The following is a 16,868-nucleotide window of genomic DNA, read 5'->3' on the forward strand; positions in this document are numbered from 1 at the left end:
CCGGGGATCTCGCAAGTTTGGAACGCGGCGCGCCAGCCGTCGGATATCTCTCGGTTGCGGCCACCCCGGAACCGTGTGGTGACGCCGGTTGTCTGCGGGCGACAGCGTAGATCATGCCGCGCCGCATTCGGTCCGGCTGGCCATCCGGCCCAGAGAAAGGCCACCCGCCTACCAAGCAGGCCCGCCGAACCGGGCCTGATCCGGCCAGTGGAAGCGGCCGTAACCATGATGTGACCCAATCGGAATCGGATGCCACGGTGGCGGACTGTTGGCTTATGGATTCGACTCGGGAAATTTATGACCGGTTGCGGCCGCCGGACCCCACGCCGGACGAAGAGATGTGTGACTGCCCGGACGGCGCGCCGGTCAAGCTGGTGGGCGGAGCCTTGTTCTACAACCCGATCTTTTGTCTGGAATGGAACGGCGAGGTGCCGCCCGAGCGACTGGAGCTTGATGCCCGTTTGGCCGATGACCTGGCCTCGTGGCTGGCCACCTACCGCGCGATCGACTCGCTGGAGCTGGCGTCCGGCGAGTACGAAATGTGGGCGCGTCAACAGCTGATGGACCTGGATAGCCCCCCCAACCGAGAGGGCCTTGTGCTCAATGGTCGGCTGAACGGGTCGGTGCGCAGCTACTTCTGGCTGTGGCAGCCACAAAGTGAGGACGACTGGCGCCCGCCGGGGCGGGTGCCCGTTGTGCAACGGCGAGCTCACGCTGCACGCCACCGGCCTGTTCCCCCAGCTGCTATGCGAAGCCGACAGCATCGTCACCGTCGCAGGGTAAGTCGTCACAGCACGGAACCCCGAGCCGACACGGCCACACCGGTGGGGTTCTGCGAGCGGCAGAGCCCACCGTCCGCCTCTCCAACCGTCGTCTTCGTATAGCCGCCGGTAGCCAGCATCGAGGGCTCAGGCGGCTTCCGTGGCCCTCGTTGGCATGTGTCCATGGTGTGCGATGAAGGAGCCCATGAAAGCCGTCCACGCGCCGGCGGAGACGACGCCCCAACGGCTGGCGAGCCGATCTGGGCCAGCGAGTCCGACCGAGCTCGCGGGCACGCCGACTGTTGCTGGGACATGGGTTCACTCCTCGGATCCGTTGGGCGGGGGCGCGTCACGATGCTTGACCGGGGAGTGGTGTCGCAGGGATCATGTTGGTGGGCGCGATCCGACGCCCAGCTCGCCAGCCTTGGACCCGGCGTGGGGTGACGAGCGAAGGGGGGCGTACTCCCGGATCACCACATCGATCCTCGGTCATGCCGAGCCGTCGCCGGGGGCGGCTCGTAGCGTGACCAGGGAAGAGGATTCGATGCCCAGGGATAAGGATTTCAAGCGGCTCGTGCGCGAGCGCATGGCGATGACGGGTGAGCTCTACACGACTGCTCGCGCGCGCCTGGGTGGCGAGCCCGCTGCCATCGACCCTGCGGGGCCGGCTAGGCCACATGTGCGATCAACCGCGCCGCCGTCGCGGCGACGTCAGGCACACGAGGCGGTGCCGCGGCACGAACGAGCCGTCGCGGAGTTGGAACGCGCCCGCGGCCGGCGGCATCCCGGCACGATTGCGGCGCGTCGTTCCCTGTCGGGTGCGTACTGGGTGGTTGGCCGCGTGGAGGACGCCTTGCGCGAGCTCGAGGGGGCCGTCGTCGACCTCGATGCGGTGCACGGCGGTGACCACCCCGACACGCTGGGCGCCCGCCGCGAGCTCGCGGGGTGCTACGAGGAGGTGGGCCGAGGCGACGAGGCGATGGCGCTGATCGAACAGGTCGTGGAGGGTCGTGACCGTGTCCTTGGCCTGGGACACCGCGAGGCGCTGGAAGCTCGCGATCAGCTCGCCAGGTACTACGCGGACCGTGGCCGGCTAGCCGAGGTGGTCGCGTTGCATGAGCGCGCCCTGGCCGACCTTTCCGACCGTCACGGCAGCGATCATCCCGACACGGTGCAGGCACGCGTCGCACTGGCGACGTGGCATGACCGCGCCGGTCGTCCTACCGAGGCGTTGCGGCTGATCGAGCAGGTCGCCGAGGTGCGACATCGTGTGCTGGGCCGCGATCATCCCGACACCCTCAGGGCCCGCTACGCCCTGGCTCGCTGGTACTGGCGGGCCGGCCGCCACGACCAGTCCATCACCGGGTTGGAGAAACTCGTCGCAGACAACGACCGCGTGCTGGGCCCGGCCGATTGGGAGACGCTTCGGGCGCGGGAGGCGCTGGCCAGGTTTTACCAGGAGGCCGGCCGTATCGAGGAGGCGCTCGGGCAATGGTGGCAGGGGATCGCTGACCGTGAACGCCACGTGGGCGCCGACCACGAAGACACGCTCAACGCCCGCAACCATCTGGCGATCGCGCTGTTTCACCGCGTCGGCAGGAAGCAGGAGGCGATCGTCGTGCTGGAGCAGGTGCTCGCCGACGCTGAACGGGCCCTGGGCACAGGCGACCCTGCCGCCCGCACCGTCCGCCGCAACCTCGCCGGCTTCTACGCCGAAGTGCAGCGGTTGGACGAGGCGATCGCCCTGTCCGATGAAGAGCTCAGGACCTGTCAACGCACCCTGGGCGAGGACCACCCGGACACCCGCAAGGCCCGGAGCACGCTCGGTTCCCTCCACCGCGCAGCGGGTCGCGTCGAGGGCACGACCGAGTCGAAACAGCACCAGTCCCCAGGCGAGGAATCCCACGACTGATCCCTGCCCTCCCGGCGATGACCCGCTCACCGGGGCCTGTGGGCTCAATCGCGCGCAAGTGCGGGCGCCGAGGCGGCGCGCACGCGTCCAGGCCGACCAGCGATCCGGCGGGCAGGGACCGGGCCAGCACCCATCCCCCAACGTCGGCGCGCCGCTGACCGCGCCAGCAGCGTGGCCTCTGCCGAGAGCGGGCGCGGGCAGGAAGATCGGAAAAACACGGGACGCTCAAGGGCAGTGCCAGGCGACGTCGGCCGGTTGACGGGCCCGACCCCCCGGGTGTGAGCCCGTAGGCGAAGGGCGCAAGGTGGCCGGCATCAGCACCGGGTATCCGCCTTCGGTCCTCCGATTCAACGGCGACCGCAACGTTCGTATAGCCGCCGAACTACGACTATGGTCGCCAGGGCGCCAGGCCTTTGACCGCCCCAGGCTTCGCCGACAGCCGACCCACCGTGGAGCCGGGGGATATCGGAACGCCAGGCTCGTGTCGGCCCGATGCATGCGCGGCTCCCCCATCGTGAGGCGCCAAACGAGCCGACGCGATGCTAGTCACCGCGTATCGCCAGTCACGACGCCATGCAAGACCACGGCAGTCTCACCCGGCGAACGGCGTCTTCGGCGCGTGTCTTCACGCCCGATCGGGATGCGCTCGACTCGGGCAACCTGCCATGTCGGGTCGTCATCCGCGAGGCGGCGTCAGGTACGTCCACGAGCACGCCCTGGGAACCTCGTCAGTACGTAAGGTCTCCATAACGCTGGATATGCCCGGTGATGTATTCCATGACCGCTTGTGAACCCGGGCAGGTCTGGTCATACATGACAGCCTCATCGCGGGTGGTCGTCATGTACATGCGGTCGTTCTTGACCGCGACGCCCTCGTTGAGCACCCAGATGAGGTCAGGCCCGTACGCCATGAAGTCGTGGTTCCACCAGTCGGCGTTCTCGCAGATATTCTTGAAGACCGTGGCCCACGCGGGCGCTCGGATTGCCACTATGAATGCGTACGGCGCGACAGGAGGCACCGGCACGCGTTCGTTGCCCTGCCCTCCACGCATCATCCCCGTACCACCCGGACGCACCTGCTTCTTGATCGCGGCAGCCTTCTTGAGCGCAACCTTGAGTTCATCCCCTGCGAGGCTGCTCTTCACTTCAGCCGCAGCGATAACGGCCTCTGGGCCGGCATGAATTTGGTCGCCTATCCGCCTGACGCCAAACTTGCTGTCGATGAAGATCGCGTCGACCTGGCCGGTTGTTGTGCCAACACCCGAGACGATTTCGCCGGCCGCCACCGTCACCCTGCCTGGCAACCCGATCCTCGGTGCCGCTTCGCGGATAAAGAACTCCCGGGCGTTACCGATGGTCGTTGAGCCGGAGAAGAGTCCAGACTCTTGGGCGTTCGCCAGCAGCGAACGCTCAAGCGCCCAAAAGGACTCTCTAACAGAATCTGTCATCTCAGCTGCTCCGATCCCCTGCGAGAATGTTACGTCGAAATCGTACCGTGTTACGGCCCCTGTCCCTCCCCCCACGGGGCTAGTCAACCGGTACCTTTGATAGCAGCTGATCCCCAGACCTTCGCTCGAAGGGTGCAACCTTTGGGATCCGCCGTACTCGTAAGCCTTGGGATGAGGGTGGGCGAGGGCTTGCCTGGTGCGGGCTCCGGTGCGGGTGGTTGACGGGCGTTGAAGCAAGGTGGAACATGGGCACCGGCGCGGTCCGACGCCCAGCTCGGCAGCCCCCATCCCGGCGGTGGGCGTCGAGTGCAGGGGGACGCAGGCATCCCCGGACCAGCATCGGAAACCTCGTAGGTCATGGCGTGTCCGGCCGGGGGCGGCGCGCGTGGCCGGGAAGAGGATCTGATGCCCAAGGACAAGAACTTCAAGCGTCGTGTGCGTGCCCGCATGACCGACACCGGCGAGCGCTACACGGACGCCCGGTCCCAGCTGCGGCCCGACGCCGCCGGCCAGCCCACGCCCGATGAGCCGCCAGCGATCGACGGCGTCGTGCCCACGGGTCTGGAGGAGCTGCAAAAGTGGCGCCGCATGCGTCCGTGGCCTGTGGCGGGCGTCGGCTCACCGGAGGCCTTCGGCCACCGCTGGGAGCTGACCGTGGACGCCGGGGGCCGTCTGGCGGTCCTGGAGCCGCCGGCCCTGGACGTCGGCGCGGTCGCCGCGCTCGGACGGGCGGCCGGCGGCGTGGGCACCATCGCGTTCGGCCTGCACATGGACCTGCCGGCCCCCGAAGGCTGCGAGCCCGGCGACGCCCCACCCTTCGGCCCGGACTTCCACGAGCCACTGCGCCGCGTCCACGACGAACTCCTTCGGCACCTCGACCTGCCCGGAACAGGACCGGGATTCATGATGATCGGACCGGCCCGCCGCAACGGCGGCCACATGGTCGTCCCCGCACACACCGGGACTACCCTGCTCGTCGGTACCGCCGCGGGCGGCGGCACGGTCGCCGTGCCGGGGACCCGCTTCGGCACCAACCTCGATGCGGCTCGGGACGCCGCCACCCTCGGGCGCTTGGATCCCTCGACGTGGCCCCAGCTGCCCGACGAGCCGTGGGCCTGCTACGGGGTCGTGCTGCAGATCGAACGCGACTTCCCGGTGCAGCGGATGCCGACCCATCCGCCGGCGGGCTACATCGGACCGTGGCATGTCCAGCCCGCGATCGGCGAGCTCTGGGACGAGGCCGGGCGGCTGCTGCAGTCGGCCGCCGCCCAAGTGGGCCTGCCTGCCTGGCCGCTGCACGAGGCCTCGCTCACGGACGCCACGTCAGGCTGGCCGGGCAGCAAGTACAGCTGGCAATCCTGAGTAGGCCACGTTCCACCGGCGCCGTGAGCGGGCCGGCGCTAGTGCTCGAGGCGCCCGTTGACACCTGGATGAGTTCGAATCGGACCCTTGTCATCTCGCACGGGCGCATCTCGTCCAACCCATGCCGGACTGAGCCCGAAGTTGGTCCTGGGTCCTGTGACGCTCCGCTGCCGTCGACGGCTGCGCGGTGCCGGCTACGAACCTTCCCGTAGCCCCGGTGACTCCCGCCATTCGGGTGGCCATCGGAGCCCTCGGGGAGCCGCCGATCCCGCAGGCCGGCGGTTAGGTTGGAGGTCCTATTTCAGGCTCGACTGGTGGTATTTCAGCAGCGAGGGCAAGACGTCGAGGCTGGGGGTCCGTGTTACGCCTGGCGGAAGGGCTGCGGACGTGTGGAGGCCACGGCGATCCAGCAGGACGGCATTGATGCCGGCTACCTGAGCGGCGGCTGCGTCTTGGTGCAGGCTGTCCCCGACGAGCCAGGCGCTGGCGGCCGGCACGCCGAGTTCGTCCAAGCCGAGTTGGAAGGCCGCGGCTTGGGGTTTCTCGAGGCTGTGGACCAGCAGTGGGACCGCAATGTCGATGAGGGAGCTCAAGCCGCGATGGTCCAGGACTGCCCATAGATCGATGTCGGTGTTGGATAGCACGCCGAGGCGGACCCCTTGGCGGTGAATTTGTGCGAGGGGTTCGGCGACGTCGGGGTAGGCCTGGTAGGAGGAGGGCGCGCGGTAGTGGGCGGACATCACCGCGGCTAAAGCGGCGCCATCGCCGTTCACGCCGAGGCAGTCAAGCAGGAGGGTGCACACCCCGGTCCACACGTCGCGTTCTGGCGGCCAACGTCCCTGACGGCGCAGGCCGCCGACGCGGGCCTCCAGATCATGCAGCCCTTGCGAGCAGGCAGCCTCGGTCAGTTCGAGCTCAGCAGCCAGCCGCGCGGCTGTGGAGGGGCGCAACTGCACGAGTGTGTCGTGGAAGTCGAACAAAACCCCTTGCTCGTACATCTCGCCGTGTCCCCCAGCCGTTTCATCACACCGACTAGACCACTGGCGGCTCGATCACCTTGCACGCCGTCTCGACGCCCCTACTCCGGCCATGACCAGCAGCAACCCTGCGACGGAGAGCGCCAATCCTGCTCCCTGAAACTGCGGCAGGAGGGTGCTCGCCTGGGTCTCGTTGGCATGGCCGCTGAGGCGCACCTTGTTGGTGTAGATGTCCTCCGACTGGAACTCTGGACCGGAGTTCCGGGTGTCCTGCCAGGCAAGGTAGACCGAGTCGTCGTTGGACGTGATTCCGATATTGAAAGAACTGCTGACCCGGTTAGACCAAATACCCACTGAACGGTCGATGGCCCGGTCGCTGACGGGGTGGCTTGGTGAAAACGTTACGCCCTGATCGTCGGACCACGCGTAGTACAGGTGGGCAAGGCCATCCTCGCCGCCTTGTCCAGTGGTGTCCACCGGCGGTGTGGGGCTGTTGCGGAAGTCGTACCAGACGACGTCGATGCGGCCGTTGGGGGCGATCGCGATACCGGGGTCGTGCTGGTTTGCGTCCGTATCGTCATCGTTGATTATCAACCGGTCCGACCACGTCTCCCCTCCATCCCGGCTCGAACGAAACAAAATATCGTGGCGTGCGTCCTCGAAGTCTGGCTCGGCATTCCGCTCTTCTTGATTGCCGTACCAGATCATGTAGACCGCATCACTTGTCGGATCAGCAGCGAGTATGGGCGGACGTGACGCGCTCTGGTTCCCTGCGTCGATGGGCTCGGCCTCAGTGAACGTCTCCCCAAAGTCATCAGACCGCGCGTATTGAATTGGGCGGACTGGACGCTCGTCCTCACCCGCACCGAACGTCCGTGTCCAGTACACCGCATGCAACGTCCCGTCTGAGCCGACCGCCAGGCCAGGGTAGTCGCCCCCTTCTACCCCGCTGATGTCAACCGGCTCGGCGAACGTCTCGCCGCCATCGTCGGAGGCCGCTACGTTGCTGCGCACCTTCCCCGAATCGTCCTGATGAAGACCTTGCCGCCATCCCACATAGACACGGGAGGAGTCGGAGGGATCGACAGCAAGCATAGGACCTTTGTTCGTATCGAGATTTGGATCGTCGGTGTCGGCGCGGAAAACCACGGTATGGTCAAACGTTCTCCCAGCATTGGTTGACCGAGCTAGGAACACGTGTCGGTGTGATTCTGTGCGCTCTTGGGGTTCCGACGGAAGCTCACTGGCCACGAAGGCCACATACAAAGTACCGTCCTCGGCGAACTGCAAAGTGGCGTATGGCCCGTACTCGGCAGTGAGCGTGCAATCGGTGAACTCCTCCGGCATGAGCTCGCCGCCTTCCTGCCAACTCCGGCCGTCGTCGGTCGAGATGTGGACGTTGCACGTCTGGCTGTGGCGGACCTCGCCTTCGACGATCACCAACTCCCCCGTATCAGGGTGCTGCCCGATCTGGGGCGAGCTGTGGGCTCTGGTGGGATCGGGGTCATGGGTGACCTGTACCGCACCGGTCGGAAACGGTTCCTCTTGTTGTGCCGCCGCGGGCCCGGATGCTTGCCCCATCACAAGCAGTGTCAATGCACCAACTATGGAATATGCTCCTGCCCTGTGCGACATCATAGTCATCCCCTTACATGAGATGGACATCTGTAGGAAGCGGTGCCGTGAAAGTCGATGTCCGCACCACAGCATCACTGGCTACCGCAGCGACGATCCTCAGCCCAGCGGTCATAAGGGTAACAACCCATTTTTGTCCCAGTAAGTGCCGTATAACTATAGCCATTTCTACATCTACATGTGTAGGGGCAGGTTCTGCGCCCTCGACAGCAAGGAGCCGAAGGTGGCTCGACTCGGCCCAGGCGGGGTTAAGCCGGAGTCCAGTCGTTGACGACGTCGTCACGCTCCGTGGCCGGAGACGTGCGCTCGACACCGCCTGCAGGTCAACGTCCAACCTTGTGGTATCCGCCCGGCTGGGACGCAGTCACTGCTCCATTCCACGTCTGTCGAGGGCGACTCGACTCATCGCCGGAATCGATCGAGGACATCCGCCAGGTCCTCCGGATACACGAGCGCGTTAGTACGTCGCAGTTCATCGACCGTCCACCACCGGTGGCCAGTCACCGTTGCCCGTTCCGTATCAGTCCATGCTTCGCCGCTGACCACGACAGCCTTCGATATGCGGACGAGGAAGATCGTTTCCTCTTGATCGTAGGTTTCCCCCTCGAAGACCCACTGGAATCGACGAGTGAACAGCAGCGGTCCTAGATGGCGGATCCGTCCACCGGTTTCTTCGAACGTCTCCCGGATCGCCGCCGCCTCAAGCGTCTCCCCCTCATGGATGGCACCGCCGACAAGGAACCATACAGGAGGGTCGTACGGCACAGTCCGGTCGATGCCTCGGAACAAGAGAATCCGGTCGTCAGGATCGATCATCAGCACCTTGGCACAGATGCGTTTCGTCGGCTCCACGGAACCTGTCAACCTGAATGAGGCAGATTTCTGAGAAAATTAGGCAGTCTGGAGGTCGCTGTCGTCGGGCCTGTTGATCCAGACGGTGTCGGGGAGGGCTGGTGGTTGGGGGGGCTTGCGGACGAACCGTTCGGGGTTGGCGGCGTAGGCGCCGTCGAGCACGACGCCGCGGGCGGCGCGGACCTGCCCGGTGCGGCCGTAGTGGACGTCGGAGGGGGTCATCAGGCCGATGCCGGAGTGGCGGTGGACGGTGTTGTAGTAGACGAAGAACGGACGGCAGAAGGCGCGGGCGTCGGCGATCGAGCCGAACCGGTCGGGGAAGTCGGGCCGGTATTTCAGCGTCTTGAACTGCGCTTCGGAGAACGGGTTGTCGTTGGAGGTGTGGGGCCGGCTGTGGCTCTTGGTGACCCCGAGGTCGGCGAGCAGGTGCGCGACGGGCTTGGAGGCCATGGACGGGCCACGGTCGGCGTGCAGGGTCAGCCGGTCGCGGCTGATGCCCTGCTTGGCGATCGTGTCGTCGATCAGCTGCTTGGCCAGCTCGCTGGACTCGTTGGGGGCGAGCAGCCAGCCGGGCACGTAGCGGCTGTAGATGTCGATGATCACGTACAGGTAGTAGGAGGTCCACTTCGCCGGGCCGAGCAGCTTGGTGATGTCCCATGACCAGCATTCGTTGGGTCCGGTAGCGACCAGCTCGGGTTTGACGTGGGCGGGATGGGTGGCCTGGCGACGGCGCTCGCGCACCTCCTCGTCGGCGGCCAGGATCCGGTACATCGTGGACTGCGAGGCCAGGTAGGTGCCTTCGTCGAGCAGCTCGGCGTAGACCTGCGCGGGCGCCTTGTCGACGAACCGGGGCTCGTGCAGGACATCGCGCACCCGCTGACGCTCGGCCGGTGACAGGGCACGCGGCTGAGGCCGAGGCGGGGTCGGCGGGCCGGGCACGACCGGCTCGGGTGAGACCCGGTGACGTCGGTAGTGCTTCGCCCGAGACCGGCCCAGCACCCGGCAGGCCGCCGCGGTGCCCACCGTTGGTGCGAGCTCGGCGACCGCCTCGTCGACCACGACGTCTACTCGGTCTGCTCGTCCGCGCTCTCGGAGATCGTCTCCAAGAGCGCCGAGACTTTTCCCTGCACCTCGATCACCAGCCTGGCGCGTCCCAGTTCGGCCTCGGCCCGTTCGGCGCGGCGCCGCAACGCCGCCAACTCGGCCTTTGACCCCCTCGACGCCGCCGCCTGGGGCTTGCGGCCCCGCTTGCGGTCCAACGCCTCCAGCGCGCCGCTGTCACGTGCCCGGCGCCAGTCGATGATGTTGGAGGAGTACAAGCCCTCACGGCGCAGCAGCGCGCCCCTGGCGCCCGGCTCGCTCGCCCGGTCGTACTCCTCCAGGATCGCCAGCTTGTACTTCGCGGTGAACCGGCGGCGCTTGGCCTTCGCGGGCACCTCAGCGTCGGGCTCGGCTGGCATCGGCCCCTCATGGGCGCCGGTCCTCGCATCTGTCATCACTGCGGTCATGGTCGGGTCTCCTCTCGCCCTCATGTGTAATTACAGTACCGTAGTCCTGTCTCACTCCATGTTGACAGAGAGGGCCATGAGGGGGACTATCGCAGCCCGCTACGGCCCATCACACTTCCGCGACCCGCCCATGACCGAACGCGTGCTGGTCACCAGTTAACCTTCAGTGAACCTTCGAAGAGCCGCTGGACTCTGGCGGTTCTATGTGGGCGTCGCAACCCTTTGGGAGCCGCCGTACCACTGCGGTGCGGCTCGGGCCCGGAAGTAGCGTGACTGCCTATGGGCAGGTTGAGATGGCCCTTGACACCGGGTGGGTCGCCGGGGCGCTTGGCGATCCGCCGGTCTGCGGGGGGCGGCGCCATGAACTTCGGCCAGCAGTCGGCTTGAAAGGGCCCCCGTCGCAACGGCGACAGGCGAGAGCGGCTGCTCTGTCCCCCCGTCGGCGTGCTCCACGTGACACCCGATGGGCGCGGTTTCAAGCGCGTGGTTGCTTGCTGCGACTGCTACGGGGGAGGCGGGGGTGTGGGTTCCCCTGGACAGGTCAACAGCGCGGTGGCCTGCCCTGGCCCTGCAGCACGGATTGCTTGCCCGCATTCGATGACACCTTCACCGGATTGCGCCTCGACGAGAACCTCGATGCTGTCCCCGAGTCCTACCCACGTCCTGGCTCCCACGGGCCGTACGACAAAGCCTTCGGGTACGCCACCGGTGTTCACCCGGCGGACCGTCAGATCGACACAGGCTGTCTGGCTTCGGACCGAACGGCGGAACTCGTCCTCGGCGACAGAAGATGTGGGGAACTCGATGATCCAGCCCTCCCGTGCCTCCCAGGCGCACTGGACCCCTCGGTACAGTTGCGCGGCAAGCGCTGGCAGGAGCACCGCAACCAGCAAGAGCGCAACTCCGAGTGCGGTAGGGCACAGCCATCGCCTCGACCGGAGCCCTCCAGGTTCAGGTGCGAGCATCTCTTCCACTCGACCATCGTGACGGGGACGGCGCGTTCGCGCCACTGCAGCGACTGTTGTCGGAAGCGACCGAGGAAGATGTTCCGACCGTCGAGTTTCGGACCCGCCGAGGAACCCACATGGAGCTGGCAAGTCGGACTCGCGCCTGGACCCAGTCGCGCGATACACCTCCCACGACCTTCTCCTGGCCCGCCCGTCCGACACCGCTGAACTCGACCTCTGAGAGCGGCAAGGAGGGCTGCGCTGATCGTGCCGAAGCCACACACGCCGCCAAGGGTCAGGGAGTTCGGACCGCCCATGCCGACTTGCCCAAGGCGGGTCCTGCGGGGCCGGTGTTCTTCTCGCCGATGTGGTCGGCGAGCCGGCCGTAGTAGCGCGCTTCGACCTCGTACTTGTTCTCCGCGTAGCCGACGGTGAGGTTCTCGTTGGCGTAGTGAAGTTCGTGGTCGGGGTCATGCTGCATCTGAGCGACGTGGCGGAGCTCGTGGAGCAGCGAGTTGTTCACGACGTAGAGGTGTCGGTCCTTGAACGTCGGCTTGTCGACGACATGGATGACCACCCGGTAGGCGTCGGGGCCGATGCGTTGGGCGGAGCCCTGCTGGCCGGGGAACTGCTGTGGGCGCAGGCGCACCTTGACGAGGGTGTGGGGTCCGACGGTGACGCCGACAGCGGCGAGGGCGGTGTCGAGCGCATTGGCGTCCAGGTGGAGCGGCGTGGAGCCGGCCGGCCGGTCGTCACGGACGTCGACGGCGTCGCTGAGTCGCGCGGGTTCAGCTGGCGCAACGGTGAAGGCCTCGTGGGTCTTGGCCGAGTCGGAGCCCATGATCGTGGGCCGGTCAGCTTGGCAGACGCACGGGACCGTTATCGCGTGCACACCGGTAGCCCTCGAGCCGGGCGGCTGCCCAGCGCTCGGCGTCGGCCTCGCTGCGCGGCAGGTCGTGGCGGTGTTGGTGGACGTGGCGGGCCTCATGCGCGGCGAGCCGCACGATCTCCTCTCTCCAGTCCTCGATCAGCAGCTCGGGGGTGTCGCGGCGTCGAGGGTCGCGAGAGAGCCGCGGGTAGGGATCGCTAGCCGCGGTGGGATCGGCGGGGATGCAGAGACGGACCAGGAACCGGACCCCCGACGTCACACCGTGTCGGCGACGGTCGCGGACCCGGCCGGAGTAGGCGTAGCGGGGCTGGAGTGTCGTCTCCTTGGCGGGTCCGTGCAGGGACGAAGGGAGCCTGGCGAGCGGGCGCGGTGACGTGGCCGAGTGCCCGTGGGTGCGCCCGACGCTGACCTCGGCGGGCCGCGAGCAGATGGCCGGGTTGCGGCACGTGCGGACCCACCGGCGGAGGGTGGTGGGGGCCGCGCCCACGTGCATCTCGACGTCATCGGTGTCGACGCCAGCGAGGCCGTGCTCGATGAGCGTCGTCAGCAGCACTCTGGACAAGCGGAGGGAGGGGTCGATGTTGATCTGCACGGTCGGCTCCTACGGATCGTGGTCCAAGGCGTCGAGCTCGCGTTGGGTCTCGGCGTCCAGCACGGTGTAGTAGTAGGTGTCCCAGCGCTGGAGCTCGGCGAGCGTGTCGGGACCAGCGGGCCGCACGACGGCATGCTGGCCGGTGGTAAGCACGAAGCGGATCGTGGCGCCGTCGATGCGGGCGGTCGTGAACTCCAGTGCCCTTCGGCGCGTGACGTCGACATCGAAGGCATAGGGCGGCTGTCCGGCCTCGGAGCGGTCGGGGACGTAGCCGTCGTCGATCGGGCGGACCCAGACGAGGCTGGTGCCCTCGACACGGTGGTGGCGGGCCAGCGGCGCGCGGAACGCGACCTCGCCCGCGGGATGGCGGACCTCGAGCTCAGCGCCGCTCTCGAGGCCGGCTTCTCCACCGGTGAGCAGGTCGGCGAGGTGGCGGTCGAGCGTCTTGGTCCACACGGTTGTCGGCGTCATGGTTTGACGACCTCTTGGATGGGTCGGCCGGCAAGGTGGCTGATGCCGCGAGAGGTCAGGGCATCGAGCACCTTGGTGCGCATGGACTTGCTGCCGCACAGGATGCGGCTGGGAGCCTGCTCGCCGAGCAGGTCGATGCCGTTGCGGAACATGACCTCGTTGCTGGCACTGTGGAACTTCGCCACGGCGTGGGGGTCGCGGGTCAGCTTGGTCGCGCTGTACTGATGGGACTTGGGGTTGATGGCGCCGTAGTGGTCACCGTCGTAGGCGTACCAGTCGGCCCGCATGAGCAGCCTGGACGGGTCGTCCCAGCACAGCACCGGCCCCGATGACGAGCGCTTGGCGGCGCGCAGGAACACCGACTGCGCTCCGCCGGTGTCCATGTCGGCGGCCTCGGAGGCGCCCACGTTGGTCTTGATGCCCATGAGGCGCCGCCGTTCGGTGCACGCGAGCACCCCACCGTTGGTCAGCAGCCCGAGCAGGTCGCCGCCACGGACGTGGTGGGACAACCCGCGGGACCCGAACGCGCCGTCCACGCCGGCAGGGTTGGCCGCGACGTCGAAGCGGTTCCACTGCAGCCACCCGCCGGCGCGGGTTGGGGTGGGGTCGTAGCCGGGGCTGGCGGCCAGCGCCGCGCCGTCGGGGTGGCCGGTGGCGTGGGCGACGGCGTCGCGGAGGACCGCGACCTTGTGGGTGAGGGCGCGGGCTTCTGCTTCGAGCAGCAGGTGCCGGCCGAAGTCGGCGAGCTGGTGCTCGTTCATGCCGATGGCCTCGTCGGCGCGGGCGGTCCACAGCTCCTGGTAGGTGGCGTCTTCCAGCCCTTTGCAGCCCTCAAGCGCGGCCTGCACCTCGGGTCGGGTGTCGAGGCGCTGCGCGGTGATGTTGCGGGAGAGGTAGGCCCACTCCCCTTCCGCCTGGGACATCGGACGATTGACGAGGTTGAGCTGGCCGAGGCGGGTGACGAGCTCGGCTCCGTGTCCGCCGCCGGGCGGGGCGATGATCTCCAGGCCGCCGCGCTGGCTGAACGCGGGGTTCTTCTTGCCCTCCGCGGCGGCGTGCGGCCGGTACACGGCGGTGTAGCCGTCGCCGAGGTCGATCACGTACTCGTGGCCGGCGCCCGTGGACCGCTGCTTGCCGTCCCAAATGGCGTGACCGCCCTGCAGGGTCGGCTTGATGCGGGTGGCCTGGCGGGCGTGGGCGGCTGCCAGCCCGTCGGGTAGATCGCCGGCAGGGGCGGGCACGAGCTCGGTGACCTGGATGGTGGAGGCGACCTCGTGTGCGGTCAGCGAGGGGACCTTGCCGCCGTTGTCGTAGGCGACGGCGTAGCCGGGGGCGAGCCGCTCAGCGAGCTGGTCGGCAGCGGCCCGGTAGTGGCCGATCATGGCGTGCTCGGCGGCGGTGCGCTGCGGGTCGGCGTCGAGCTCGTCGAGCGCCGCGACGAGCGTGGTGTGGTTGGCGTGGGTGTGCTCGGGGATCCCGTCACCGGCCTTGAGATGGTGGTTGACGCTCTTGACGATCGTCTGGACCTGCTCGAACAGCTGGTGCTGCTCGTCGATGGGCAGGCGTCCGTTGACCTGCTTGTCGACGGTGACCGCGACCTTGTGCTCGTCGTTGAGCGCGAGGGCCTCGAGGAGCTTCTGCTCGGCCTCGGGGGTGACGGTGGCGAACAGCACGTCGCGTGGCCCGCCGCTCCCGGTGTAGGTGAGCAGCGTCGCCGACGAGTCCTCGAGGTCGGCGCCGCCGACGAGCAGCGGCGCGCCCGCGGGGTCGCCTTCGGCGGCGGTGTCGGGGACGGCCAGCAGCGGGCTGGCGAAGGCCTCGGTGATGGCGGCGTCCGCCTGGGCCTGGGCCGTGGCCGAGCCCGCAAGCTCGGGCGCGGCCAGCCCGAGCGTTGCGGCGGCGGGGGTCACGGTGAACGCCTCGTGGGTCTTGGCGCTGTCGCTGCCCATCACGCCACCTTCGTCAGGCCGGCGGCGTCCAGCCCGAGGCCGCTGTAGAACGCGGCGAAGTCCGCGCGCAGCCGCTGCTTGCGGGCGACGGCCTGGCGGCAGAACTCGTCGGCGACGTCGGCGTCGGTGACGGCGGTGGTGCCCAGGCGTTTGCCGGCGGCCTTGCGCATCCGCTTCACCCACGGCAGGCCGGCGGCCACGCCTGCGGCGGCGACGGGCTGCAGCTCGGCGCGCAGCTGGGCGTCGGGGATCTGCTCGAAGGCCTTGATGGTGGGCAGGGCAGCCTCGGGCCGGACCCGCACCCCCTTGCCGAGCGTGCTGGCCTTGGCGGCCTTGCAGGCGCTCAGGTAGGCGGGCGGCGCGTTGCCGTACACGCCGTTGGGGTCGTAGTCCAGCGACAGGCGGTCCTCGCCGAAGTAGCGCCAGGCCTGGCCGTGGTCGATGGGCGTGAGCCCCCCGGAGGGGGTGCGCAGGATGTTGGTGGGGTTGCCGTCGTGGTTGGAGCACATCCACGCAGCGACGTGGAATCGCACCACCCCGTCGACTTCCGCCTGGCTCCATTGTCCCGGATCGGATGGCAGATGCTCGCCGCCAGCGACCCATGGTTGGATGCTGCCGGTCTTGCCGTGGACGTCGCGGACGTACACCGGCGGGGTGCGGATGCCGGCGAGGTGGTGCAGCCGCGCTGCGGCGGATTCAGCGTGGGCGCGGGCGCCCCCGGTCTTGTCGGGCTTGTGCAGCCAGCTGCGGCCGTCCTGGTCGGTGTGCAGCGTCTTGGTGTGCATGCCGCCGACGTTCGCGGGCGCGCCCTTGGATAGGTTCAGCGCGGCGATCTCGGCGACGGGCTGCGGGCTGGGTACGTCGGCGGCGAGGGCCTGGTGGCCCTTGAGCGCGGCGACGGCGGCGGCGTGCTTGGAGCGCCAGCCTCCGCCGACCGCTCCGCTGGGCTTGGCCGGGGCCGGACCGCCGGATGTGGATGTGGCGGCCGGCGCCGCCGGCACGATCGAGGGTGCAGGCTTCTTGGCGGCCTTCGCGTCGACCTGCTGCTGGATTGTGTCCGCCTTGAGCGCGGGGTCCCAGCTGGCGGCGATGTAGTTCTGCACCTGGGCGCGGGACGCCTTCTTAGCGTTGGTGAGGCCGAGGTCACCGGCGGCGTCGCGCAGCGTCGCGAGCGACTGGGTCTTGGCCCATGCCCGCCATCCGGTCGTCCGGGCCTTGGCGTCGTGTTCCATGGCCCACGCGCCGGTGGCCTTGAGGGCGGCAAGGGCTGGCCGGTCGGCGGCCTCGCCGGCCCACCCGGCTACGGCGGTACGAGCGTCGTGCACCTGGCCCCAGGCGCTGGCCCACCCGACGACAGCGGCCGGCCCAGCGGGTGTGGCACCCCCGGCCGACTCGGCCGCGGCGAGCGCCTCATGAAGCCCGGCGACCTGCGCGGCACGGTCGGTAGCGACGCCGTGCAGGTGCGCGCGGACCGACTCTGGCGTCGCGGCACGCAAGAGCGCCAGCTGCGCGTCACGATCCAGCCAGCGGGTCTGCGGCTCGTCGAGCGAGCCGTTGGGGGGGGG

General features: G+C 68.3%; 12 protein-coding genes. 2 read left to right on the forward strand and 10 right to left on the reverse strand.

The window, feature by feature from the left end:
* Positions 1-1,305 precede the first annotated feature (1,305 nt).
* The gene (locus tag WD250_15100; GenBank protein ID MEX2621542.1) at positions 1,306-2,673 is read left to right on the forward strand and encodes a tetratricopeptide repeat protein; all 1,368 of its coding nucleotides are present in this window, start codon (positions 1,306-1,308) and stop codon (positions 2,671-2,673) included.
* A gap of 728 nt (positions 2,674-3,401) precedes the next feature.
* On the opposite strand, the gene WD250_15105 is transcribed toward WD250_15100, so the two are convergent.
* Positions 3,402-4,121 (reverse strand): DUF6602 domain-containing protein, encoded by a 720-nt coding sequence (locus WD250_15105; GenBank protein MEX2621543.1) that lies wholly within the window; start codon positions 4,119-4,121, stop codon positions 3,402-3,404.
* Between the two features lie 405 nt (positions 4,122-4,526).
* Between WD250_15105 and WD250_15110 the strand changes: the two genes are divergently transcribed.
* Positions 4,527-5,483, forward strand: a complete 957-nt coding sequence (locus tag WD250_15110) for a hypothetical protein (GenBank protein MEX2621544.1) — start codon at positions 4,527-4,529, stop codon at positions 5,481-5,483.
* A gap of 296 nt (positions 5,484-5,779) precedes the next feature.
* Here the strand turns inward: WD250_15110 and WD250_15115 are convergent, their stop codons facing one another.
* The 9 genes from WD250_15115 to WD250_15155 form a co-directional block, all read right to left on the reverse strand.
* A complete protein-coding gene (locus WD250_15115) occupies positions 5,780-6,481 on the reverse strand; it encodes an HAD family hydrolase (protein ID MEX2621545.1) in 702 nt (233 codons plus the stop codon).
* 54 nt (positions 6,482-6,535) lie between these two features.
* Entirely contained in the window at positions 6,536-7,900 is a 1,365-nt protein-coding gene (locus WD250_15120; protein ID MEX2621546.1) for a sialidase family protein, read from the reverse strand.
* Between the two features lie 597 nt (positions 7,901-8,497).
* Positions 8,498-8,947, reverse strand: coding sequence for an NUDIX domain-containing protein (locus WD250_15125; protein MEX2621547.1), 450 nt, complete (start codon positions 8,945-8,947; stop codon positions 8,498-8,500).
* Between the two features lie 39 nt (positions 8,948-8,986).
* A protein-coding gene (locus WD250_15130; GenBank protein ID MEX2621548.1) for an IS3 family transposase occupies positions 8,987-10,443 on the reverse strand; the annotation gives its coding sequence in 2 pieces (ribosomal slippage) (positions 8,987-10,071 and positions 10,071-10,443; 1,458 coding nt in all).
* A 1,254-nt stretch (positions 10,444-11,697) separates the two neighbouring features.
* Positions 11,698-12,243, reverse strand: a complete 546-nt coding sequence (locus WD250_15135) for a hypothetical protein (GenBank protein ID MEX2621549.1) — start codon at positions 12,241-12,243, stop codon at positions 11,698-11,700.
* A 13-nt stretch (positions 12,244-12,256) separates the two neighbouring features.
* A complete protein-coding gene (locus WD250_15140) occupies positions 12,257-12,883 on the reverse strand; it encodes a hypothetical protein (GenBank protein ID MEX2621550.1) in 627 nt (208 codons plus the stop codon).
* 9 nt (positions 12,884-12,892) lie between these two features.
* Positions 12,893-13,354, reverse strand: a complete 462-nt coding sequence (locus WD250_15145; GenBank protein ID MEX2621551.1) for a hypothetical protein — start codon at positions 13,352-13,354, stop codon at positions 12,893-12,895.
* Positions 13,351-15,303, reverse strand: a complete 1,953-nt coding sequence (locus WD250_15150) for a hypothetical protein (GenBank protein MEX2621552.1) — start codon at positions 15,301-15,303, stop codon at positions 13,351-13,353. Before WD250_15150 ends, WD250_15145 begins: the two co-directional genes overlap by 4 nt.
* On the reverse strand, positions 15,303-16,868 hold a 1,566-nt coding region (locus WD250_15155), incomplete at its 5' end, for a hypothetical protein (protein MEX2621553.1). The genes WD250_15150 and WD250_15155, both read right to left, overlap by 1 nt.

The sequence above is a fragment of the Egibacteraceae bacterium genome (assembly GCA_040905805.1).
Lineage (GTDB): Bacteria > Actinomycetota > Nitriliruptoria > Euzebyales > Egibacteraceae > DATLGH01.